Raw genomic sequence first — 20,207 nt, forward strand, 5'->3', positions numbered from 1 at the left:
GTCATCGCGACGATTGGTCCGTGTTGCCCGCAAGCAGGCCGGCCACGACATCCCAGCCCTTCTCGAACATATGGCCGACCTTGTGGCCGAAGGAATGGTCCGGACGCAACCGCGGCGATTCCAGAATGTGCGTCAGATGCCGGTGATCGCCAGGAATGGTACTGATCTCCGCGTCGACGGCGGCCTGGACCGCCGTCATCAGGTCATCCAGGTGCCGGGCCCATTCGGATCCCCTAAGCTCGATCTCGGTCCTCAGCGCCTCCTCGATCCGGTAGATCTCACTAACAATTTCCTTGGCCCGCGTCGGACGGCTGTTCCTGAGCGCGAAGAGCAAGAGGAGGTGCTTCTCCTCGATCTGATCGATCACCATCGATACGGCAATCGCGAATGGAGATGCCGCGATCCGCGCCGCAGCCCGGTCGTCAGCCGGAACGGTCGCGATAGACAATAGCTCCCAAGGGGTTTCCAGACGCTTTGCGACGATCGTGAGCGCGAACGGCACGGCATCGGCATGCCTGGCCTTGAGCGCGGTCAAGAGGCCAAGGACCTTGTCGAGACTGGCGCCCTCGAGCCGCGCAATCTTCGGAGGGAGCGCCCGGCCGAAATCCTCGAGCTCCCGTTGCATGTCGAGGTAGCGCAGCATCTTCTTGAGGTCGTCGAACGTCGCATGCGAGCTGGTATAGGCCATCAACCCGTCGCGAATGCCGGCAGCACCCTCGGCAGAACCAAGCAGGCCGTTGAGAGAGATCAGGACCTTCTTCTGGAACGCTTGGGCCAGCTGCCGCGCCTCGTGCTGCCTGTCGGCCGAGATGACATCGGTCGCGTTGGCGATGTAGTCGGCGGCCATGCTGCGCAGCAATTGCTCCGTCACAAGGCTCCAGATCGGTGCCAGCGATCCGCGGGCGATCTGGCCGCTATTGGCCCGCTCCGGGGCCCTGTCCACCAGCACCGGCTCGAGCGGCTCGAAGAAGTAGCGTGAGGGATTTCCGACCCGATAATGATTCTGGCCCGTGTTGCGAAACTCGGCGCGAAGCGCCGCGATCAATGGCTCGGAATGCGGAATGTCCTCGCCGAGGAGATGTAGCCGTTCCAGTTCGGCAAGCAGGCGGCGCCGGACCTGCGGTGCGAGTTGCCGAAGGTACTGGATCAGGTGTTCAGCGGTGTGGTCCTGTTTTGCGCTCACCACCGGGCCTCCGCGTACGGGCTCAATCCGCGGATTGGATGAGGAGAAAGGCTATCGCCTGCGACCTTTCAGGCAAGGTAAAGCGCTGAATAATCTCAGCTTGCAGTTACGGAGCGGTGAAGAATCCGATCGACAGAGCGCACGAAACGCACGCCAGGGTGAATATGCCAGGTCGCGGCCGGGAACCGCAGGGCCGGAACCGGCGTCAGCCCTTCCTCACGTCCCCCGCCTCGGCTTCGCTGGTCTCCAGCGACACCGGCTCGATCCCGTAGCGCTTGGTCAGCGGCATCTGGGCGATGGCAAAGATCATGGTGATGGGCGTGACGCCGAACACCTTGAAGTTCACCCAGAAGTCCGTGCTCTGGGTGCGCCAGACGATCTCGTTCAGCACTGCCATGCCGGCAAAGAACAGCGCCCAGCGCAGGGTGAGGATGCGCCAGCCTTGCGGGGTCAGGTTGAACATCTGGTCGAACATCACGGCGATGAAGGAGCGGCCGAACAACAGGCCGCCGCCGAGGATCGCGGCGAACAGACCGTAGATGATGGTCGGCTTGACCTTGATGAAGGTCTCGTCGTGCAGCACCAGGGTCAGCGTGCCGAACACCAGCACGATCACGCCTGTGACGATCGCCATGATCGGGACGTGGCGCGTCACCACATAGGACGCGGCCATCGCCGCCACGATCGCGACCATGAAGGCGCCGGTCGCAGCGAACAGATTGAACTTCGCATTGACGAAGAAGAACACGAGCAGCGGACCGAGCTCGGTCGCAAGCTTGAACAGCGGATGCGGCTGGGTCTTGTCCATACTCTAGCTTTCGATTCCGGCAATGGCGCGGGCGAAATCGCGCGCGGTGAACGGCGCGAGATCGTCGACGCCTTCGCCGACGCCGATGAAATGCACCGGCAGTTTGAATTTCTCCGCCAGCGCCACCAGAATGCCGCCGCGCGCGGTGCCGTCGAGCTTGGTCATCACGAGACCCGTGACCCCGGCGGTGCGATGGAAGGCCTCGACCTGCGACAGCGCGTTCTGGCCGACGGTGGCATCTAGCACGAGGAGCACCGCGTGCGGCGCTGACGCGTCCACCTTGCGAATGACGCGCACGACCTTCTCGAGTTCGTTCATCAGCTCGGCCTTGTTCTGCAAGCGGCCGGCGGTATCGATCAGCAGCACGTCGATGTTCTGCTCTTTGGCAGCGGTCAGCGCGTTGAAGGCGAGGCTCGCCGAGTCCGAGCCCTGCGCGCCCGCAATGACGGGCGTCTTGGTCCGCTCGCCCCAGACCTTGAGCTGCTCGATCGCGGCGGCGCGAAACGTGTCGCCTGCGGCGAGCATCACCTTGCGGCCTTCGGAGGCAAACTTTTGCGAGAGTTTTCCGATGGTCGTGGTCTTGCCGGAGCCGTTGACGCCGACCACGAGGACGACGAACGGCTTCCTGGCCGCATCGATCTCGAGCGGCTTCGCCACCGGCGCCAGCACCTTCTCGACCTCGGTCGCGACGACGTCCTTGACCTCGTCGGCCGAAATCGCCTTGTCATAGCGACCGGTGCCGACGGCGTCCGCAATCCGTACCGCAACTGACGTGCCGAGGTCGGCGCGCAGCAACACGTCCTCGATGTCGTCGAGCATGGCGCGGTCGAGCTTGCGCTTGGTGACGAGATCGGCGACCGCGGTCCCGAGCGAGGACGAGGTGCGCTTCAACCCGTTGGACAGGCGGCGCCACCAGCTCAGCTTGGGGGGATCTGACGTGGTATCGTTCATGGCGGGGGTGTGTTAGCCGTTCCCGCCGTTAAACGAAAGCCTTGTCCGAAGGTCCTGCAATTGCTCGATGTTCCCGAATTGACCGCCGAGGAGATCCTGGGCCGCGTGCTCCACCGCGACGGCTTGATGCTGGTCATCAACAAGCCGGCCGGCCTGCCGGTGCATCGCGGCCCCAAGGGCGGCCCCAATCTGGAGGACTCCTTCGAGGCGCTTCGCTTCGGCCTGCCGCGGCCGCCGGTGCTGGCCCACCGGCTGGACAAGGACACCTCCGGCTGCCTGGTGCTCGGCCGCCATCGCAAGGCGACCGCCTCGCTCGGCCTCCTCTTCAAGCATGGCAAGATCGGCAAGACATACTGGACCGTGGTTGAGGGCGGCCCTGCCGAGGATGAAGGCACCATCGATATGCCGCTCGGCCGGCTCAATGCCGAGCGCGGCTGGTGGCAGAAGCCCGACCCCGAGGGTCAGAAGGCCGTCACCAATTGGAAGGTGATGGGCCGGGGCGACGGCTTCACGTGGCTGGCCATGGAACCGGTGACGGGCCGGACCCATCAATTGCGGGTGCATTCGTCCGCGACCGGCTGGCCGATCTTCGGCGATAACATTTACGGCAACGGCCCGCGCTTCGGCGAGCCGAAGCTGCATCTGCATTCCCGCGAGATCGTGGTGCCGATCTCCCGGAACAAGGAGCCGGTCCGCGTCGTCGCGCCAGCCCCGCCCCACATGCATGAGAAGCTCCGCGCCTGCGGCTGGAACGGGGAATAGCGGCCTCGAAGAGGCAAGGTTTACGAAACGTTCAGTGCTCGTCGCCAATGATAGCGGTTGCTTAGAACAAGCCCCCCATCCGCTCAGGACGAGCAACGCGTCATGTCCACGGCCCAGCTATCGATCATCGACGAGGTCGAATCCGCGATCCGGACCGGCTCGGCGGAAAAGGGCCTGGAGACCGCCCGGCGCGTCACCGACCTGTTTCTCTCCTCTGCCGGAAGCTTCAACGACGAGCAGATCGCGCTGTTCGATGACGTGCTCGAGCGCCTGATCGGCACCATCGAGCTGCGCGCCATCGCCGATGTGGCAGCGCGCATTGCGCTCGCCGAAATCAGCGCCCAGCTCGCGCCGATCGCGCAGGCGCCGCCCTCGGTGATCCGCCGCCTCGCCAACAATGACGAGATCCGCATCGCCGGTCCCGTGCTCCAGGAATCCGCGCGCCTCGACGACGGTGAACTGCTGAAGATCGCCTCCAGCAAAAGCGAGCCGCATCTGCTCGCGATCGCCGGCCGCTGGTGGCTGAAGGAGATCGTCACCGACGCGTTGCTGGCGCGCCGCTATCCGAGCGTCAGCCGGCGCCTCGCCGCCAATCCAGGCGCGCGCATGTCCGGAAAGGGATTCACTGTTATCGTCGGACAGGCCGAGCTCGATCCCGAGCTCGCGGTGAGCATCGGCATCCGCGTCGACCTGCCGTCGGACCTGCGTCGGCGATTGCTGCGTTCCGCAACCGACGCCGTTCGCACCCGCCTGCTGTCACGCGCACCGCCCGATCTGTTCGAGGAGATCCAGAATGCGATCGCCGCCGTCACCGTCGGCGTCGAGCGCGAGATGTCGGGCGTGCGCGATTTCGAGGGCGCCAAGCGGGCGGTCGGAAATCTCAAGGCATCCGGCCAGCTCAACGAGGCGACGCTGCTGAACTTCGCGCGACACCGGCGCTACGAGGAGGCCGTGGCCGCGCTGGCGGCGCTGTCGGGATCGACCGTCGAAGTGATTCGTCCGCTGATGCAGAGCCTGCGCGAAGACGGCCTGCTGGTGCCGTGCAAGGCAGCGCAGCTCAGCTGGGAAACAACGATCGCCGTGCTCGAAAGCCGTTTTGCGACCGGCGCGATGAAGCCGGCGGACCTGGCGAGGGCGAAGAGCAATTTTGCGCGCATGACGGCGGAGAACGCGCGGCGCACGCTGCGCTTCTGGCAGGTGCGGGCGTCGTAGGACTCGCTTTTCACCAAACTGACGGTGTCATCCCCCGCGAAAGCGGGGGATCCAGCATTCCGGAGACGGCAGTGAGCTACGGAGAAGCCGCAGCGTACTGGGTCGCCCGGTCAAGCCGGGCGACGACAGCGGATTACGTGGTCAGCCGCTCGCCATCATTGCCAGCAATCCTCAGCGATACAACGCTCCCCGCACGCTCGCCCGCAATCGCCACCGGTAGATAGTGCTCCGTCCGCCCCTGCCCTTCGCTCTCGATCAGCACCTCGCGCGTTGCGCCGATCTCGGCTTGCAGCCGCTGCCGTAGTGCAGCGTCACCCGCCACCCGCAACCGCTTCGCGCGTTCCTTGATGGCGGGCCCCGCAACCTGCGGCATCTTCGCAGCCGGCGTGCCGGGGCGTGGCGAATAGGGGAAGACGTGCAGGAACGTCAGGCCGCATTCCTCGACCAGATCGAGCGAGCGCGCAAACATCTCGTCCGTCTCGGTCGGGAAGCCCGCGATGATGTCGGCGCCGAACGCGACATCCGGCCGCAAGCGGCGGACCTGATCGCAGAACGCGATCGCATCGCTGCGCAAGTGCCGCCGCTTCATGCGCTTCAAGATCATGTCGTCGCCTGACTGGAGCGACAGATGCAGATGCGGCATCAGCCTGGCATCATCGGCGATGGCATCGAGCAGATCGGCATCCGCCTCGATCGAATCGATCGAGGAGATGCGCAACCGCTTCAGCTCCGGCACGTGCCGCAAGATCTGCTTCGTCAACATGCCGAGCTTCGGCGCGCCCGGGAGATCAGTGCCATAGCTGGTTAGATCGACGCCGGTCAGCACGATCTCGGCATGACCGCGCTCGACCAGCGTACGCACCTGATCGACCACCGCGCCCATCGGCACCGAGCGCGAATTGCCGCGGCCATAGGGGATGATGCAGAAGGTGCAGCGATGGTCGCAACCGTTCTGCACCTGCACGAACACCCGTGGCAGACCGCTCGCATAGCCATCGATCAGATGCGGCGCCATGTCCTTCACGGCCATGATATCGCTGACCGCGACCTTCTCGCCGGCACCGAGATCGAAGGCGTCGCGCGCTGCACGCCACGCTTCGCTGCGCATCTTGTCGTCGTTGCCGACGACGCGGTCGACCTCGGCCATCTCGGCGAACATCGCGCTTTGCGTCTGCGCCGCGCAGCCGGTGACGACGATGCGCGCGTCCGGCCGCTCGCGTTTCAGCTTGCGAATCGACTGGCGTGCCTGCGCCACCGCCTCATTGGTGACGGCGCAGCTGTTGATGACGATGGTGTCGGAAAGCCCCGCGCCCTCCGCTTCGCGGCGGATCACCTCGGCCTCGAACGCGTTGAGGCGGCAGCCGAAGGTGACGATGTCGACGGCCATTAGCCCACCGGCGCGAACAGCGCCGGATCGAACTTGCCTTCATATTCGAAGGTCGCGGTGCCCGTCATCAGCACGTGGTCGTCGCGCTCACGCCATTCGATGCCGAGCTTGCCGCCGGGCAACGTCATCTCGACCTTGCGCTCGGTGCGCTTCAGCCGCGCCGCAGCGACTGCAGTCGCACAGGCGGCCGAGCCGCACGCCCTCGTCAGGCCGGCGCCGCGCTCCCAGGTGCGCATCGTGATGTGCTCGCGATCGACGATATGGGCGAGCGTGATGTTGGCGCGATCGGGGAAGATCGGATGATTTTCCAACAGCGGGCCGAAGCGCTCGAGATCATAGGCGTTGACGTCGTCGACCCAGAAGATCGCGTGCGGATTGCCCATGCTGACCACGGACGGCGAATGCAGGATCGGATTGTCGATCGGTCCGATCTGCAATTCGATGTAGCGGGTGTCGCGAAACTCCTCCGCCAGCGGAATGTCCTGCCAGCCGAACTTCGGCGCGCCCATGTCGACGGTGTAGAGATCAGGCGCCGGGCCCTGCCAGGCATTGAGCAGGCCAGCCGCGGTCTGGAAGGTCACCGTGGTCTGCCCGCTCTTCTCGAAGATGCGACGGACTACGCAGCGCATGCCGTTGCCGCAGGCGCCAGCTTCGGAGCCGTCACTGTTGTAGATGCTGATGAAGGCCTCGGTGCCGTCGAGCCGGGGCTTCTGCAGCACCATGAGCTGATCATAGGGCACGCCGCCCTGCGCGGACGCCACCGCGCGGGCGTCATCAGGCGTGATGCGGCCCGCAGAATCGCGCATGTCGACAACGACGATCTCGTTGCCGATGCCGTTCATCTTGGCAAATGCGTGGTTGGCGAGCGCGCTCATGAAAATTCCCGAATTTCGCCCGTCTTATATGGCGATCCTTAGCCCTCTGGCCAGTGATTTGCGCTCCGCAGGGCCGGAGCGTCTGTCATGACGCATCTGTCATGGGACGAATTTGGCGCTCGCGTGTTAGAACGGCGAAAGTTCGCGCGACGGGGGATGCGCGACCGGATTTTGGCCTTCGTCGTTAAGGCCTTGATACGGAAGACCTTGGGGAGAATAGAATGATTGGGTTTCGTCGTCTTGCTCTGGCCGCGCTGATCCCGGCAGCGGCCTTGTCGCTTGGGCTATCAGGCGCCCTCGCGCAGACCCCGAGCCCGGCGCCTGCGGCCTCGGCAAGCCCCTCGCCGGCCCCGTCGGCCTCACCCTCTCCGGCCGCCAGCGCTTCGCCCGAAGCAACGCCGTCGCCGGCTGCCAGTGCCTCGCCCGCGCCAGCGGCATCGCCCTCTCCCGCAGCCAGCGCCTCACCGAGCCCTGCAACACCGCCGCCCGCCGCGGCCGCCACGCCGGCCCCGGTTCAGACCGCCGACCCCTTCGGCCTGGAGACCACGCTCGAGTCCAGGAAAGTCTTGATGGTCAAGGGCACCGCCAATTGGGACTCGGCCTTCGACACCCTGGTCGACGCCTTCAAGGCGCTGAACGCGCTGCTCGACAAGCAGGGCATCAAGCACGCCGGCAACGCGATGATCGTCTACACCTCGACTGATGACACCGGCTTCACCTTCTTCGCCGAAATCCCTGTCGACCAGGATCCGAAGAACCTGCCCAAGGACATGAGCATCGGCAAATCGCCCGAAGGCAAGGCGCTGAAATTCGTCCATCGCGGCTCCTACGACAACATGGACAACACCTATGAGGCGATCACCAATCACCTCGACGACAAGAAGCTGGAAGCCAAGGACACGTTCATCGAGGAGTACCTCACCGATCCGCTCAAGACGGCAGAGGACAAGCTCGTGATCAATGTGTTCGTACCGCTGAAGTGAGACCGATGAAAAAACCTGCCGCGCTTGTTGTTTCCCTGGCCGCAATCGTCGCTGCCACGATGCCCGCGCTCGCCGATGATTTCCCGTCCGCCATCTCGGTGAGCGGCGAGGCGACGGTCTCGGCAGCACCTGACCTTGCGCAGATCGATGCCGGCGTCGCCAACGATGCCAAGTCGGCGAAGGAAGCGTCCGATGCCAACAACGCGGCGATGGGCAAGGTGCTGCTGGCGCTGAAGGGCGCGGGAATCCCCGAGAAGGACTACCAGACCTCGCGCCTGTCGCTGCAGCCGCAATATGCGCCGAACCGCTCAACCGGCGCTAATCCCGTGGTCGGCTTCCGCGCCTCCAACCGCGTCACCGTGAAAATTCGCGACGTGACCAAGGTCGCCGGCGTCATCGACACGCTGGTCAGCGCCGGCGCGAACGACATCGGCAACATCTCGTTCGAGGTGACGCAGGCCTCCAAGCTGCTCGACGATGCGCGCGAGCAGGCGGTCGCCGATGCCCGCCGCAAGGCCGAGATCTACGCCAAGGCCACCGGCGTCACGCTGGGTGCGCCGCTCAGCGTCTCCGAAGGCGGCGCTCCGATGCCGCTGTTCAAGGGCCGCATGGCCGCAGCCCCGATGGCCGCGCCCGCCGCGGTAGCACCTGGCGAGGAAACGCTGTCGGTGACGGTGAATGTGAGCTGGGCGATCAAGCCGAAAGAGCAATAAGAGAGCTTCGCAAGAGGCACACTGTCGCTACAGCAATAGTGTCGTCCCGGCGAACGCCGGGACGACGAGATCAATGTGTTGCGAGAGCGGGCGCTAAATCTCCACGACCTGCCCCGGCTTCATCGCCACGAACCGCTCCTGCGGAATATTCGCCGCATCGAGCGCTTCCACCAGCGCCTTCGCAGGCGCATCGATCGCCTCGTCGGTCAGTTGGAACGTGCCGTGATGATGCCCGAGCGCCTGCTCGGCGCCGCAATCACCCAGCGCCTTCACCGCATCTTCCGGATTCATGTGCTGGTCGCGCATGAACCAGCGCGGCTCGTAGGCGCCGATGGGAAGGATCGCGAGGCGCAGCGGCCCGTGCTTCTCGGCGACGCGACGAAAATGCCGGCCATCGCCATAGCCGGAATCGCAGACCACGTAGATTTTTCCGGCCGGCGTCTCCAGCACAAAGCTCGCCCACAGCGCCTTGTTGCGATCGAACATGCCGCGCGCGGTCCAGTGCCGTGTCGGCACCAGATGCGCCGCAACGCCGCCGCCGAGCTCGACGCGATCGTGCCAGTCGAAGGCCTCCACCTTGATGGTGGAATCGGCGCCGCGCATCGTCACGTCATTACCGAGCGGCGTGACCACGCGCGGCGCAAAATTCTTGGCAAGCCGCGATAGCGTCGCCATGTCGAGATGATCGTAATGGCCGTGCGAGACCAGCACGACATCGACCTTCGGCAGCTTCTCGAAGGCGATGCCGGGATCATTGTGCCGCTTCGGCCCGGCAAAGCCGACCGGCGAGACCCGCGAGGACCAGACCGGATCGACGAGAATGTTGAGGCCGCCGGCCTGGATCAGCCAGCTCGCATGGCCAACGAAGGAGAGCCGCACCTTGCCGCCATCGACCCGCTCCGGCGGCGTGTCGACATGAGGGCTCGGGGCCCAATCGGGCCATTTGGCCCGCTCCCGCCGACCGCTGAACTGCCAGCGCAGCACCTCGCGGAGTGGCTTTGGCGGCGCGCCGTCGGGATCGAAGAAATGCAGACCGTTGAAATGGTCGGAGACGGGGCCGTCATAGGTTTTCAGGCGGCGGCGGGTGATCGGCACGGCGGGGCTCAGGGCTGGTTGCGGCGGTAAGACATCACCGGCTATATGGGCGGGCTTGACGAAAAAGGAACCCGTCGGCGGAAAGTGCCTGATTTCAAGGCCTTGGCCTCGCAATGGCGTCCCAGCACCCTAACTTTCCTTGACTTTTGGGCGTGAGCGGCGTTTAACGCCGCCACTTTCTCGGAAAGGCTTTCTTTTCGACCCGCCGACTGGCCCCGGAGGCCAGAGGTCAACGCCCGACAGCGCGATGCGCCCTCGGGCGCAAAGGTGTTTGGAAGATCGCCATTCTGGCGAGCAGGACAAGGGACAATTGCATTGTTCGACAATCTGTCGGAACGGCTTGGTGGCATTCTCGATCGTCTGACGGGGCGCGGTGCGCTGACCGAAAAGGACGTCGACGCCGCGATGCGCGAGGTGCGCCGCGCGCTGCTCGAGGCCGACGTTGCGCTCGAAGTCGTGCGCAGCTTCACCGAACGCGTGCGCGAACAGGCGATCGGCGCCACCGTCGTCAAGTCGGTCACGCCAGGCCAGATGGTGGTCAAGATCGTCCATGACGAGCTGATCAACACGCTCGGCGCCGAAAGCCAGACCATCGACGTCAATTCCGTGCCGCCGGTGCCGATCATGATGGTCGGCCTGCAAGGCTCCGGTAAGACCACCACCACCGCAAAGCTCGCCCGCCGCCTGGTCCAGCGCGACAAGCGCAAGGTGCTGATGGCCTCGCTCGACGTCTATCGCCCGGCGGCGATGGAGCAGCTCGCGGTGTTAGGCCGCGACCTCGACATTCCGACCCTGCCGATCGTGGCGGGACAGCAACCGCCGCAGATTGCGAAGCGCGCGCTGGAAGCCGGCAAGCTCGGCGGATACGACATCGTGCTGCTCGACACCGCCGGCCGCACCACGCTCGACGAAGAGATGATGGCGGAAGCCGCCGCGATCAAAGCCGCTGCCAACCCGCATGAGGTGCTGCTGGTCGCGGACAGCCTCACCGGCCAGGACGCCGTGAATCTCGCGCGCGCGTTCGACCAGCGCGTCGGCCTCACCGGCATCGTTCTGACGCGCGTCGACGGCGACGGCCGCGGCGGCGCTGCGCTGTCGATGCGCGCGGTCACCGGCAAGCCGATCAAGCTGATCGGTACCGGTGAAAAGACCGACGCGCTGGAAGATTTCCATCCTGATCGTATCGCCGGCCGCATCCTCGGCATGGGTGACGTCGTGTCACTGGTCGAGCGCGCCGCCGCCAATATCGACGCCGAGAAGGCTGCGCGCACTGCCGAGCGTATGCGCAAGGGTCAGTTCGACCTCAACGACATGCGCGAGCAGCTGCTGCAGATGGCGAATATGGGCGGCATCAGCGGCCTGATGGGCATGATGCCCGGCATCGCCAAGATGAAGAACCAGATCGCGGCCGCCGGCATCGACGACAAGATCTTGAAACGCCAAGTCGCGGTGATCGATTCCATGACGCGCGACGAGCGCCGTCATCCGGATCTGCTGAAAGCGAGCCGCAAGAAGCGCATCGCTGCAGGCAGCGGCCAGAGCGTCGAGCAGGTCAACAAGCTCCTGAAGATGCACCGGAACATGGCCGACGTGATGAAGGCGATGGGCTCGGGCAAGCGCGGACCGCTCGCCGGCATCGCGCAGGCGATGGGCTTTGGCGGCGGCATGAAGATGCCGTCTCCGGAGGAGATGAAGGCGCTGCAGGAGAAGATGCAGAGTGGCGGCGGACAGGGTCTGCCCAGCCTGCCGAAGGATTTGCCGCCGGGTCTTCGCACCGGCCTGCCGAACCTGCCCGGACTGACCGGGCTGAGCGGCAAGCCGACGCTGCCGGGTCTCGGCGGTTTCCCGGGCAAGAAGAAATGAGGAATTCGTCGCGAGGGATCGCTCCGGTCTCGCGCAACGCGGAATACCAATCAACCGAACAAAACGTACTTTGAAGGAGAACTAGATGTCCGTCGTTATCCGCCTCGCCCGCGCAGGCACCAAGAAGCGTCCCGTCTATCACGTCGTCGTCGCCGATTCGCGTTTCCCCCGCGATGGCCGCTTCATCGAACGCCTCGGCTACTTCAACCCGCTGCTGCCGAAGGACAACGAGACCCGCCTGAAGCTCGACATGGACAAGGTGAAGGCCTGGCTCGCCAAGGGCGCGCAGCCGTCGGACCGCGTGTCCCGCTTCCTCGACGCCGCCGGCGTCAAGAAGCGCGAAGCGCGCAACAACCCCGAGAAGGCCGTGCCGCGCAAGGAGCGCAAGGCGCAGGCCGAAGCCGCTGCGAAGGCTTAAGGGCTAGGCCATGTCGGCGCTGATCTGCGTCGCGCGGATCGGCGCCGCGCATGGTGTGCGCGGTGCGGTCAAGCTGTGGACCTTCACTGAAGATCCCTTTGCCGTGAAGCGCTACGGTCCGCTTCTCTCCAAGGACGGCAAGCGCCAGTTCGAGCTGGCGCAGGTCCGCGAAGCGAAGGACCATCTGGTCGCGACCTTCAAGGGCGTCGCTACCCGCGATGAGGCCGAGCGCCTCAACGGCATCGAACTCTACGTCGCGCGCGACAAATTGCCCGCGACCGACGAGGACGAATATTACCACGCCGATCTGATCGGGCTCGCCGCCGTCACCACTGACGGCGATGCGCTCGGCCGCGTGCTCGCGATCCATAATTTCGGCGCCGGCGACATCATCGAGATCGCGCCGCTCAAGGGCGCGACGATGCTGCTGCCGTTCACGAACGCCGTGGTGCCAGAGGTCGATCTCAAAGGCGGCCGCGTCGTGATCGCGCTGCCGCAGGAGATCGAGGGCGACAAGGACGAAGCTCGATCCACGAGTCGTCCCCGCGAAGGCGGCGACCCATAACCACGGGCCGAATTTTTTCGCTAAGCTGGTAGCCCGAGACATCGCAAAACGAAGTGCGGTGATGATGGGTCCCGGGCTCGCGCTTTGAGCGCCCCGGGACGACGAAAGCTGAGATTTGATGACCAACCCCCCACCCTGGCGCGCGACGGTGCTGACGCTGTTTTCGGAGATGTTTCCGGGACCGCTCGGCGTGAGCCTGGCCGGCCGGGCGCTGGCCTCCGGCCTGTGGCAGATCGAGGCGCGGGATATCCGGGCCTCCGCCACCGATCGCCATCGCAGCGTCGATGACACCCCGGCCGGTGGCGGGCCGGGCATGGTGCTGCGGGCCGATGTGTTGGCCGCGGCGATCGATGCCGCCGAGATCGGCCCGGACCGGCCGAAGCTGCTCATGAGCCCGCGGGGTCGGCCATTGACCCAGGCGCGCGTGGTGGAGCTGGCCCGGAGCCCCGGCCCCCTCATCGTCTGCGGGCGGTTCGAGGGGATCGACCAGCGGGTGATCGATGCGCGCGGCCTGGAGGAGGTCTCGATCGGCGATTACGTGCTGTCCGGGGGCGAAATCGCCGCGATGGCGCTGATCGACGCCTGCGTCCGCCTGCTGCCGGGGGTGATGGGCAAGGAAGCCTCGGGAACCGAGGAGAGCTTTTCGGACGGCCTGCTCGAATACCCCCAATACACCCGCCCGCAGCTGTTCGAGGGGGTTCCGATCCCCGAGATCCTGACCTCGGGCGATCATGCCAAGGTCGCCTCCTGGCGGCGGGCGCAATCCGAGGCCCTGACGGAGGCCCGGCGACCTGATTTGTGGGCCCAAATCCCACCCAAAGCCCCGAATCGGCCCGGGCGCCAAAAAACGCCAAAAAACAAGACAGACGGGTGACAAACGCTCCGGCTTGCCTTATAGGAGCGCCCACATCCGCAATGGCTGGATAGACGAATTTCGCGCAGCCCCCGTTTCTTAAAGGCTGGGCGCGCCGATGGAGATTTACCCATGAACCTGATCAAGCAGCTCGAGCAAGAGCAATTCGACAAGCTGTCCGCCGGCAAGGACATTCCCGAATTCGGTCCCGGCGACACCGTGATCGTCAACGTGAAGGTCGTCGAAGGCGACCGCACCCGCGTGCAGGCCTATGAAGGCGTCTGCATCGGCCGTTCCGGCGGTGGCCTCAACGAGAGCTTCACCGTTCGCAAGATCTCCTACGGCGAAGGCGTCGAGCGCGTGTTCCCGGTGATGTCGCCGATGATCGACTCGATCAAGGTGGTGCGTCGCGGCAAGGTGCGTCGCGCCAAGCTCTATTACCTCCGCAATCTTCGCGGCAAGTCGGCGCGCATCGTCGAGAAGACTGAGCACGCCAAGGCCGTCAACGAGTAAGCTCCGCTTACAGTCGAGTTTCGAAGAGCGCGGGGCAAACCCCCGCGCTTTTTTGTTGCGTCAGCCGTGCGCGTCAAACCACTCGCGCTTCCAAATCGGCCTGCTATATATTCCTGGAATGTTTCCAGATCTGACCAGCTTCGTGAGCCACCAGCGCATCGTCATCGACGATCGCTCGCGGCTGCCTGGCCGGTTCTTCGGACGCTTCGCGACCTCGGCAACGTCAGAGCTTACGCGCGCAGCCTAAAAGCTGCGCTGACGATTTTGTTGCCCCGCGCGCCACCCGCGCATTTCCGCTTACACATTCTTCGGAGCTGAAGCTCATGTCCAAGCCGACCACCCTGTACGACAAGATCTGGAACGACCATCTGGTGCACGAAGCCGACGACGGCACCTGCCTGCTCTATATCGATCGTCACCTGGTGCATGAGGTGACCTCGCCGCAGGCATTCGAAGGCCTGCGCGCCACCGGCCGCAAGGTTCACGCGCCCGAGAAGACGCTCGCGGTCGTCGACCACAACGTGCCGACCACCGATCGCACCAAGCCGAATCCCGATCCTGAAAGCATCGAGCAGATCAAGGCGCTGGCCGAGAACGCCAAGGAATTCGGCATCGAGTATTACAACGAGTTCGACAAGCGCCAGGGCATCGTCCACGTCATCGGCCCCGAGCAGGGTTTTACGCTGCCCGGCACCACCATCGTCTGCGGTGACAGCCACACCTCGACGCATGGCGCGTTCGGCGCGCTCGCGCACGGCATCGGCACCTCCGAGGTCGAGCACGTTCTGGCGACGCAGACGCTGATCCAGAAGAAGGCGAAGAACATGCGCGTCACCGTCGACGGCAAATTGCCTGACGGCGTCACCGGCAAGGACATCATCCTGGCCATCATCGGCGAGATCGGCACCGCCGGTGGCACCGGCTACGTGCTGGAATATGCCGGCGATGCGATCCGAGCGCTCAGCATGGAAGGCCGCATGACGGTCTGCAACATGTCGATCGAAGGCGGCGCGCGCGCCGGCCTCGTTGCGCCCGACCAGAAGGCCTACGACTTCCTGCGCGACCGTCCGAAGTCGCCGAAGGGCGCGGCCTGGGACGCAGCGATGCGTTACTGGGAGAAGCTGCGCTCCGACGAGGGCGCGCATTTCGACCATGAGCTGCGCCTCGATGCGGCAAAACTGCCGCCGATCGTGACCTGGGGCACGAGCCCTGAGGACGTGATCTCGGTGACCGGCATCGTGCCCGATCCTGACAAGATCGCTGACGAGGCCAAGCGTCTCTCCAAGCATCGCGCGCTCAAGTACATGGGCCTGACGGCGGGAACGAAGATCACCGACATCAAGCTCGACCGCGTCTTCATCGGCTCGTGCACCAACGGCCGTATCGAAGACCTGCGCGCCGCCGCCAAGATCGCCGAAGGCAAGCAGGTCGCAGGCACCGTCAATGCCATGGTCGTGCCGGGCTCCGGCATCGTGAAGGAGCAGGCCGAAGCTGAAGGTCTCGACAAGATCTTCATCAAGGCCGGCTTCGAATGGCGCGAGCCCGGCTGCTCGATGTGCCTCGCCATGAACCCGGACAAGCTGAAGCCGGAAGAACGCTGCGCCTCGACCTCGAACCGCAATTTCGAGGGCCGCCAGGGCTTCAAGGGCCGCACGCATCTGGTGTCGCCGGCGATGGCGGCGGCGGCGGCGATCGCGGGTCACTTCGTCGATGTCAGGGACTGGCGCTAAGCCGCTTCCTGCAATTTGAACGAACGCGGCAAATTGCTGTTAAGCCGCAGCGCCGACAGTGTCCTCGCGACGATCTCGCGAGGACACCTCTCATGGCCAACAAGCCTGAATATGTCGACCTGATCAGCGATGCGACCCGCCAGCACCGGCGGCGCGCGGCGCCGCTGCGCATCGTCGCCAAGCCCGAGGCCGAGGAGACCTCCAAGCTCAGCCGCTGGCCGCCAGCGATGCTCAAGCAGTGGAAGGTCGAGACGCTGATGCGGTGGAAATCGGCGTCGTTGAAACTGAAGGATTGGCTGTGAGGCAATGGTAAGCAAAGGGCGCCCGTGAGGCGCCCTTTTCATTTCAGCCGTTGCGACTCGACTCACCAATAGCGGTACGGATAGTGCCAACGATGCCAGTGGCAGATGCGGCGCGGGCCGTAATAGGTCCAGATGATCCGGCAGCGGCGCGGATAGTGATAGGTGGGATAATAGCCGCCGTAATAATAGCGCCGGTGGAAGTGGCGATAGCCGTAATAGGGGCGATAGTAGCCACCCCAGTGGCGATGATAGCCGCCATATCCGCCAAAGCGGTGGAAGCCGCCATAGCGATAACCGCCACCATGGAAGCCACCGAAGTGCCCTCCGCCGCCGTGGAAGCCGCCGAAATGTCCGCCGCCGCCGTGGAAATGTCCACCACCGCCGCCACCGCCATGGCGGACCTGGATCATCATGTCGTCGCTTGCAGCCTTCGCCGCGGGCAGCGCGGTCGGATTGATCGGCGTCATCGCGTCAGCGCGGCGCGCAATCCCTGCTGACAACATCAGAGCGGCCACAGCAGCAAGCCCGAGCAAGCGCAGCGAGCTTGTCCCGGGACGCACTATCCTCAGCATGGAATGTCTCCCTGAATCTAGACAGCGTCATTGCGGCGTAGCCCTCCCGCCGTCGCTGTTCATTTGCAGTCGCTCCCAAGATTAAACTAGAGACGGCGACGTGAACGCGCCATGAATGAACGACGCTCCGCGCAAGTCGAGGCCGAGAGGAATTTGAGAGATGACCGTCTATGCGATTGCGCAGTTGAAGATGACGGACCGCGCGGCCTATGACCGCTACCAGGCGCGGTTCTTCGACGTGTTCAGGAAATTCAATGGAAGACTGCTGGCCGCTGACGAACATCCGCGCGTGCTCGAAGGCGCGTGGCCGTATGACAAGCTTGTCATGATGTCGTTTCCCGACGAGGCTGCATTCCTCGCCTTCTCGACCTCGCCGGACTACGAAGACATCTCGCGCGATCGCACGGCTGGCGCGCAAGCGACCGTGCTGCTGGTGAAGGGCTTTACGCCCGCAGGCTGAGCAGCGTCACCAGAACGGCCCGTAGCCCAGCACGAACGGCGCGGGCACACCGTAAGGGTAGGGACGGTAATAGACAGGCCGCGCGTAGTAGTGCGGATCAGGCCGCGGAACGTAGCGCGCAGCATCGTATCGCACGTGCCGTCGCCCATCGAACACCGCGCGGCCCGCGGAAGCGTCCGGCAGCTTCGTCACTCTCTGCGCGGCCGACACGCTCGACGCGCCCGCGGCAAGCCCGACAGCAACGGCCAATGCGACCCATCTCGTCATGACGACCTCCGCCCGCAATGTGAGAGGATCACACGGCCGCCGGCAAGTTAAAAGCGCCCAATCTGGAACGCTGGGCCTGAATCTGTTATGGATGAAAACCAGCCGTCAGCGACGTACGTATCTTCTGGTCGAGCGAATGCAGGAGACGGTCATGACACAGTTTCGAGCATTGCGAATACCTCGCCTCGCGATCGCAGCGAGCATTGCCCTTGGCGCGAGCTCGGCACTGGCCTCGCAGGGGCCTGGCGTCGAGAGCGGCACGGCAAGCCCAACGACGCAGCTCGTGATGGCGATCCTGGTCTATGGCGCGTCCGCTGCGATTGTCAGCGCCGGCCTGATCGGCGCGCTGCGCGGACACTGAGCCGGGATCAGCCGCGACGCCAGTAGCAGCTCATATGCGGCGTGATCACGGTGCCGCTGGGCCTGTGTTCCTGCACATAGGCAACGTTGCACTCGCGCACCGCGTCGGGGCCCGGGTTATAGCGCGGATAGACCCCGTCCGGGCTGTAATAGGGCGTGACGCGCAGGCGCGTCTGGGGCCGCCTGCGCGGCGGCGGAACGTCGTCAGGCGACACCGCCTGGGCCATACGGACGACAGTGCCAGCCGTCTCCGCCCGGGCGCTCACGCCAGATAGCGAAAACAACCCCATGCACAGTAGAACCAGTCCCGCTGTTCCTGCCCGCATTTCACACCACCCGGCTCAGTCAACCCCTTGAAGCGCCGTACGCTCCTCGTTTTCGCGCGCGACGTCAACTCTCCGCGCGATCCTATAAAGCCGGATGCATCGCTGCGAAACCCACGCTAAGACAAGCCCATGTGGACGGACCTGAAAGCGCCCTCGCTGGCCGAGATGGAAGTGACGGCGCACGACATTTTCGAGCGCCTGCCGGCGGAGTTTCGCGGGCTGTGCGAGGGCCTGATCATCCGCGTCGACGACTTCCCCACCGAGAACGTGCTCGACGAGATGGAATGCGAGAGCGAATTCGACCTGCTCGGCCTATTCCAGGGCGTCGGCCTGCCGCAACAGAGCCTTGGCGACGTGGCCCGGCTGCCCAACATGGTCTGGCTCTACCGCCGCCCGATCCTGGACTACTGGGCCGAGCACGACGAGAGCCTCGGCCATATCCTCCGCCACGTCCTGATTCACGAGATCGGCCACCATTTCGGCCTCTCGGACGATGACATGGAAGCGATCGAGGCGCAGGCCGAATAGGAAATCATCGATCGGATAGGGATGGCGCCGGCAGAAGCATCGTCAGCCGATAGTCGGGCCAACCCGCGAGCGACAGCGACACCTGCTGATAATGCAGCAGTCCCATGGTCGGATGATTGAACGCGCGTTCGCCGCCTTCGCGTGCCAAGACGCCCTGCGTTTCCCAGCAGCGCTGGAAGTCGGGGCTTGCCAGTCTCAGTTCCTCCACCAGCCGGCGAACTTCCGGATCGTCGGAGTAGGCTGTCGCGGCGGCACGGAACTCGGCGACGACGCGCTGCGCACGTGAACTCCAGTCGAGGATCAGGCTTCGCGCCTCTGGCCTGACGAAGATGTAGCGCAGCAGGTTTTTCTCGCCGTCATCGTCGAGCCATCCTGCAAACAACCGCGATGCTTTCGCATTCCAACGGCGCGCGCTCCATGTGCGATCGAGGATGTAGGCGGGACCATCGATCGCATCGACGCAGGCCAGGATCTCCTCGGGTGGATCGTCTCTGTGGCCCGGCCGCTCGGGATCGCGCTTACCCGCGACTTCAAACAGATAACCGCGCTCGGCAAGCGACAGGCGCAATCCGCGGGCGAGGCGCGCGAGGGCCGAGGCAGAGACCGACACATCGCGCCCCTGCTCGATCCAGGTGTACCAGGTGACGCTCAATCCGCAGAGCTGGGCGACCTCCTCACGCCGGAGGCCGGGCGTGCGCCGCCGTGGTCCGGCGGCGAGGCCGAATTCCGCCGGAGACTGACGCTCCCGGAGCGCCCGCAAGAACGCGCTGAGCGAGAGAGCAGGGGCGATCGGGTCTGGTCGTTTCATGGTGGTTTTTATACCAGCATATCTTGTGTTCTTAAACCGGTACCCTGGGTGTGTTAGCCTTTTTGCCTCGGCCCTCTCGCCGAGCAAGGACGGCACCGACATGGGCAAGCAATTCGCTGCGATCGAACCCGAGCACAGGGCTTTCATCGAGCGGCAGAAGATCTTCTTCGTCGCGAGCGCCCCGCCGAAGGGACGCATCAACGTGTCTCCCAAGGGCCTGGCGTCGTTCCTTGTGCTCGGCGAGAACGACGTCGCCTATCTCGACTGCACCGGCAGCGGCAGCGAGACCCGCGCGCACCTGATCGCTTCCGACGACAAGCGGTTGACCCTCATGTTTTGCGCCTTCGATGGTCCGCCGATGATCCTGCGGCTGTACGGCCAGGGACGGTCGATCATGCGCGGCTCGCCTGAATACGCCGAGCTCGCCCTCGGTTCGAGGACATGACTGGAGCGCGCCAGATCGTGCGCCTTTCGGTCGACCTCGTGCAGACCTCGTGCGGTATGGGCGTGCCCCTGTTCGACTACAAACAAGAGCGCGGCAGCCTCATCCGCTACTGGACGGCGCAGGGCGTCAACAATTTGCGAAAATATTGGGGCCTGAAGAACATGAAGAGCATCGACGGCCTGCCGACCGGCTTTGCGCCTGACAGCATGGCTCCGCCAAGCTGACAGA

The 20,207-nt window shown here is 64.7% G+C and carries 24 protein-coding genes and 1 pseudogene; 15 read left to right on the forward strand and 10 right to left on the reverse strand.

Features of this window, described 5'->3' with window-relative positions; genetic code table 11:
• Position 1 precedes the first annotated feature (1 nt).
• From XI06_RS21430 to ftsY, 3 genes are all read right to left on the reverse strand, one after another.
• Positions 2-1,183 carry a hypothetical protein gene (locus tag XI06_RS21430; protein WP_271606396.1) on the reverse strand — a complete coding sequence of 394 codons (1,182 nt, stop codon included), beginning with the start codon at positions 1,181-1,183 and terminating at the stop codon, positions 2-4.
• A gap of 205 nt (positions 1,184-1,388) precedes the next feature.
• Positions 1,389-1,991, reverse strand: coding sequence for a septation protein A (locus tag XI06_RS21435; protein WP_237861197.1), 603 nt, complete (start codon positions 1,989-1,991; stop codon positions 1,389-1,391).
• 3 nt (positions 1,992-1,994) lie between these two features.
• Positions 1,995-2,942, reverse strand: a complete 948-nt coding sequence (gene ftsY / locus XI06_RS21440; RefSeq protein ID WP_237861196.1) for a signal recognition particle-docking protein FtsY — start codon at positions 2,940-2,942, stop codon at positions 1,995-1,997.
• A 60-nt stretch (positions 2,943-3,002) separates the two neighbouring features.
• Here ftsY and XI06_RS21445 point away from each other — a divergent pair, with 60 nt between their 5' ends.
• Together XI06_RS21445 and XI06_RS21450 are read left to right on the forward strand one after the other, a co-directional pair.
• Entirely contained in the window at positions 3,003-3,704 is a 702-nt protein-coding gene (locus XI06_RS21445) for an RluA family pseudouridine synthase (RefSeq protein WP_271606397.1), read from the forward strand.
• Between the two features lie 102 nt (positions 3,705-3,806).
• Positions 3,807-4,916, forward strand: a complete 1,110-nt coding sequence (locus XI06_RS21450; protein ID WP_271606398.1) for a DUF2336 domain-containing protein — start codon at positions 3,807-3,809, stop codon at positions 4,914-4,916.
• A gap of 133 nt (positions 4,917-5,049) precedes the next feature.
• On the opposite strand, the gene mtaB is transcribed toward XI06_RS21450, so the two are convergent.
• Together mtaB and dapF are read right to left on the reverse strand one after the other, a co-directional pair.
• Entirely contained in the window at positions 5,050-6,303 is a 1,254-nt protein-coding gene (gene mtaB, locus XI06_RS21455; protein WP_271606399.1) for a tRNA (N(6)-L-threonylcarbamoyladenosine(37)-C(2))-methylthiotransferase MtaB, read from the reverse strand.
• Positions 6,303-7,178: a diaminopimelate epimerase gene (gene dapF / locus XI06_RS21460; protein ID WP_271606400.1), complete on the reverse strand. Its 876-nt coding sequence runs from the start codon at positions 7,176-7,178 to the stop codon at positions 6,303-6,305. The genes mtaB and dapF overlap by 1 nt, the downstream gene beginning before the upstream one ends.
• Positions 7,179-7,399: 221 nt before the next feature.
• Here dapF and XI06_RS21465 point away from each other — a divergent pair, with 221 nt between their 5' ends.
• Both XI06_RS21465 and XI06_RS21470 read left to right on the forward strand, forming a co-directional pair.
• Positions 7,400-8,161, forward strand: a complete 762-nt coding sequence (locus tag XI06_RS21465; RefSeq protein ID WP_237873715.1) for a GyrI-like domain-containing protein — start codon at positions 7,400-7,402, stop codon at positions 8,159-8,161.
• A 5-nt stretch (positions 8,162-8,166) separates the two neighbouring features.
• On the forward strand, positions 8,167-8,874 hold the full coding sequence (locus XI06_RS21470; protein ID WP_237873713.1) for an SIMPL domain-containing protein: 708 nt from the start codon (positions 8,167-8,169) through the stop codon (positions 8,872-8,874).
• Positions 8,875-8,967: 93 nt separating this feature from the next.
• Here the strand turns inward: XI06_RS21470 and XI06_RS21475 are convergent, their stop codons facing one another.
• Entirely contained in the window at positions 8,968-9,969 is a 1,002-nt protein-coding gene (locus XI06_RS21475; RefSeq protein ID WP_377803211.1) for an MBL fold metallo-hydrolase, read from the reverse strand.
• A gap of 315 nt (positions 9,970-10,284) precedes the next feature.
• On the opposite strand from XI06_RS21475, the gene ffh reads away from it, so the two are divergent.
• The 7 genes from ffh to XI06_RS21510 all read left to right on the forward strand — a co-directional run bounded on the left by ffh (position 10,285) and on the right by XI06_RS21510 (position 16,213).
• Positions 10,285-11,832, forward strand: coding sequence for a signal recognition particle protein (ffh, locus tag XI06_RS21480; protein ID WP_237861188.1), 1,548 nt, complete (start codon positions 10,285-10,287; stop codon positions 11,830-11,832).
• An 85-nt stretch (positions 11,833-11,917) separates the two neighbouring features.
• The gene (gene rpsP / locus XI06_RS21485; RefSeq protein ID WP_057740692.1) at positions 11,918-12,250 is read left to right on the forward strand and encodes a 30S ribosomal protein S16; all 333 of its coding nucleotides are present in this window, start codon (positions 11,918-11,920) and stop codon (positions 12,248-12,250) included.
• 10 nt (positions 12,251-12,260) lie between these two features.
• On the forward strand, positions 12,261-12,815 hold the full coding sequence (gene rimM, locus XI06_RS21490; RefSeq protein WP_237861187.1) for a ribosome maturation factor RimM: 555 nt from the start codon (positions 12,261-12,263) through the stop codon (positions 12,813-12,815).
• A 118-nt stretch (positions 12,816-12,933) separates the two neighbouring features.
• The gene (trmD, locus tag XI06_RS21495) at positions 12,934-13,689 is read left to right on the forward strand and encodes a tRNA (guanosine(37)-N1)-methyltransferase TrmD (protein WP_271606401.1); all 756 of its coding nucleotides are present in this window, start codon (positions 12,934-12,936) and stop codon (positions 13,687-13,689) included.
• A gap of 111 nt (positions 13,690-13,800) precedes the next feature.
• Complete coding sequence (rplS, locus tag XI06_RS21500) at positions 13,801-14,181, forward strand: 50S ribosomal protein L19 (RefSeq protein ID WP_092233923.1); 381 nt, start codon at positions 13,801-13,803, stop codon at positions 14,179-14,181.
• 323 nt (positions 14,182-14,504) lie between these two features.
• Positions 14,505-15,911 carry a 3-isopropylmalate dehydratase large subunit gene (gene leuC / locus XI06_RS21505; protein ID WP_237861185.1) on the forward strand — a complete coding sequence of 469 codons (1,407 nt, stop codon included), beginning with the start codon at positions 14,505-14,507 and terminating at the stop codon, positions 15,909-15,911.
• A 92-nt stretch (positions 15,912-16,003) separates the two neighbouring features.
• Positions 16,004-16,213 carry a hypothetical protein gene (locus XI06_RS21510; protein WP_237873710.1) on the forward strand — a complete coding sequence of 70 codons (210 nt, stop codon included), beginning with the start codon at positions 16,004-16,006 and terminating at the stop codon, positions 16,211-16,213.
• Between the two features lie 62 nt (positions 16,214-16,275).
• Here XI06_RS21510 and XI06_RS21515 read toward each other — a convergent pair whose 3' ends face one another.
• Positions 16,276-16,785 carry a hypothetical protein gene (locus tag XI06_RS21515; protein ID WP_271606402.1) on the reverse strand — a complete coding sequence of 170 codons (510 nt, stop codon included), beginning with the start codon at positions 16,783-16,785 and terminating at the stop codon, positions 16,276-16,278.
• 160 nt (positions 16,786-16,945) lie between these two features.
• Here XI06_RS21515 and XI06_RS21520 point away from each other — a divergent pair, with 160 nt between their 5' ends.
• A complete protein-coding gene (locus tag XI06_RS21520) occupies positions 16,946-17,245 on the forward strand; it encodes a DUF1330 domain-containing protein (protein WP_271606403.1) in 300 nt (99 codons plus the stop codon).
• 6 nt (positions 17,246-17,251) lie between these two features.
• On the opposite strand, the gene XI06_RS21525 is transcribed toward XI06_RS21520, so the two are convergent.
• Complete coding sequence (locus XI06_RS21525) at positions 17,252-17,512, reverse strand: hypothetical protein (RefSeq protein WP_237861180.1); 261 nt, start codon at positions 17,510-17,512, stop codon at positions 17,252-17,254.
• Positions 17,513-17,663: 151 nt separating this feature from the next.
• Between XI06_RS21525 and XI06_RS21530 the strand changes: the two genes are divergently transcribed.
• The gene (locus XI06_RS21530) at positions 17,664-17,873 is read left to right on the forward strand and encodes a hypothetical protein (protein ID WP_237861179.1); all 210 of its coding nucleotides are present in this window, start codon (positions 17,664-17,666) and stop codon (positions 17,871-17,873) included.
• Between the two features lie 7 nt (positions 17,874-17,880).
• On the opposite strand, the gene XI06_RS21535 is transcribed toward XI06_RS21530, so the two are convergent.
• Positions 17,881-18,162 carry a hypothetical protein gene (locus XI06_RS21535; RefSeq protein ID WP_271606404.1) on the reverse strand — a complete coding sequence of 94 codons (282 nt, stop codon included), beginning with the start codon at positions 18,160-18,162 and terminating at the stop codon, positions 17,881-17,883.
• A 165-nt stretch (positions 18,163-18,327) separates the two neighbouring features.
• Between XI06_RS21535 and XI06_RS21540 the strand changes: the two genes are divergently transcribed.
• Positions 18,328-18,726: a metallopeptidase family protein gene (locus XI06_RS21540; protein ID WP_237861177.1), complete on the forward strand. Its 399-nt coding sequence runs from the start codon at positions 18,328-18,330 to the stop codon at positions 18,724-18,726.
• 4 nt (positions 18,727-18,730) lie between these two features.
• Here the strand turns inward: XI06_RS21540 and XI06_RS21545 are convergent, their stop codons facing one another.
• Positions 18,731-19,534 carry a helix-turn-helix transcriptional regulator gene (locus tag XI06_RS21545; protein WP_237861316.1) on the reverse strand — a complete coding sequence of 268 codons (804 nt, stop codon included), beginning with the start codon at positions 19,532-19,534 and terminating at the stop codon, positions 18,731-18,733.
• A 100-nt stretch (positions 19,535-19,634) separates the two neighbouring features.
• Between XI06_RS21545 and XI06_RS21550 the strand changes: the two are divergent.
• Positions 19,635-20,203: pseudogene (locus XI06_RS21550) on the forward strand (pyridoxamine 5'-phosphate oxidase family protein).
• Positions 20,204-20,207 lie beyond the last annotated feature (4 nt).

Origin of the sequence: Bradyrhizobium sp. CCBAU 11434 (assembly GCF_028128895.1) — a bacterium.
GTDB classification, from domain to species: domain Bacteria; phylum Pseudomonadota; class Alphaproteobacteria; order Rhizobiales; family Xanthobacteraceae; genus Bradyrhizobium; species Bradyrhizobium zhengyangense.

What these genes read in the sequence shown, in the direction of transcription:
- XI06_RS21530 (WP_237861179.1), top strand. Translation starts at nt 17,664, where the DNA reads ATGACACAGTTTCGAGCATTGCGAATACCTCGCCTCGCGATCGCAGCG.
- XI06_RS21465 (WP_237873715.1), top strand. Translation starts at nt 7,400, where the DNA reads ATGATTGGGTTTCGTCGTCTTGCTCTGGCCGCGCTGATCCCGGCAGCG.
- rpsP (WP_057740692.1), top strand. Translation starts at nt 11,918, where the DNA reads ATGTCCGTCGTTATCCGCCTCGCCCGCGCAGGCACCAAGAAGCGTCCC.
- XI06_RS21435 (WP_237861197.1), bottom strand. Translation starts at nt 1,991, where the DNA reads ATGGACAAGACCCAGCCGCATCCGCTGTTCAAGCTTGCGACCGAGCTC.
- XI06_RS21535 (WP_271606404.1), bottom strand. Translation starts at nt 18,162, where the DNA reads ATGGGGTTGTTTTCGCTATCTGGCGTGAGCGCCCGGGCGGAGACGGCT.
- XI06_RS21545 (WP_237861316.1), bottom strand. Translation starts at nt 19,534, where the DNA reads ATGAAACGACCAGACCCGATCGCCCCTGCTCTCTCGCTCAGCGCGTTC.
- XI06_RS21515 (WP_271606402.1), bottom strand. Translation starts at nt 16,785, where the DNA reads ATGCTGAGGATAGTGCGTCCCGGGACAAGCTCGCTGCGCTTGCTCGGG.
- trmD (WP_271606401.1), top strand. Translation starts at nt 12,934, where the DNA reads ATGACCAACCCCCCACCCTGGCGCGCGACGGTGCTGACGCTGTTTTCG.
- XI06_RS21470 (WP_237873713.1), top strand. Translation starts at nt 8,167, where the DNA reads ATGAAAAAACCTGCCGCGCTTGTTGTTTCCCTGGCCGCAATCGTCGCT.
- XI06_RS21525 (WP_237861180.1), bottom strand. Translation starts at nt 17,512, where the DNA reads ATGACGAGATGGGTCGCATTGGCCGTTGCTGTCGGGCTTGCCGCGGGC.
- rimM (WP_237861187.1), top strand. Translation starts at nt 12,261, where the DNA reads ATGTCGGCGCTGATCTGCGTCGCGCGGATCGGCGCCGCGCATGGTGTG.
- leuC (WP_237861185.1), top strand. Translation starts at nt 14,505, where the DNA reads ATGTCCAAGCCGACCACCCTGTACGACAAGATCTGGAACGACCATCTG.
- XI06_RS21450 (WP_271606398.1), top strand. Translation starts at nt 3,807, where the DNA reads ATGTCCACGGCCCAGCTATCGATCATCGACGAGGTCGAATCCGCGATC.
- XI06_RS21510 (WP_237873710.1), top strand. Translation starts at nt 16,004, where the DNA reads ATGGCCAACAAGCCTGAATATGTCGACCTGATCAGCGATGCGACCCGC.
- dapF (WP_271606400.1), bottom strand. Translation starts at nt 7,178, where the DNA reads ATGAGCGCGCTCGCCAACCACGCATTTGCCAAGATGAACGGCATCGGC.
- XI06_RS21520 (WP_271606403.1), top strand. Translation starts at nt 16,946, where the DNA reads ATGACCGTCTATGCGATTGCGCAGTTGAAGATGACGGACCGCGCGGCC.
- mtaB (WP_271606399.1), bottom strand. Translation starts at nt 6,303, where the DNA reads ATGGCCGTCGACATCGTCACCTTCGGCTGCCGCCTCAACGCGTTCGAG.
- rplS (WP_092233923.1), top strand. Translation starts at nt 13,801, where the DNA reads ATGAACCTGATCAAGCAGCTCGAGCAAGAGCAATTCGACAAGCTGTCC.
- XI06_RS21540 (WP_237861177.1), top strand. Translation starts at nt 18,328, where the DNA reads ATGTGGACGGACCTGAAAGCGCCCTCGCTGGCCGAGATGGAAGTGACG.
- ftsY (WP_237861196.1), bottom strand. Translation starts at nt 2,942, where the DNA reads ATGAACGATACCACGTCAGATCCCCCCAAGCTGAGCTGGTGGCGCCGC.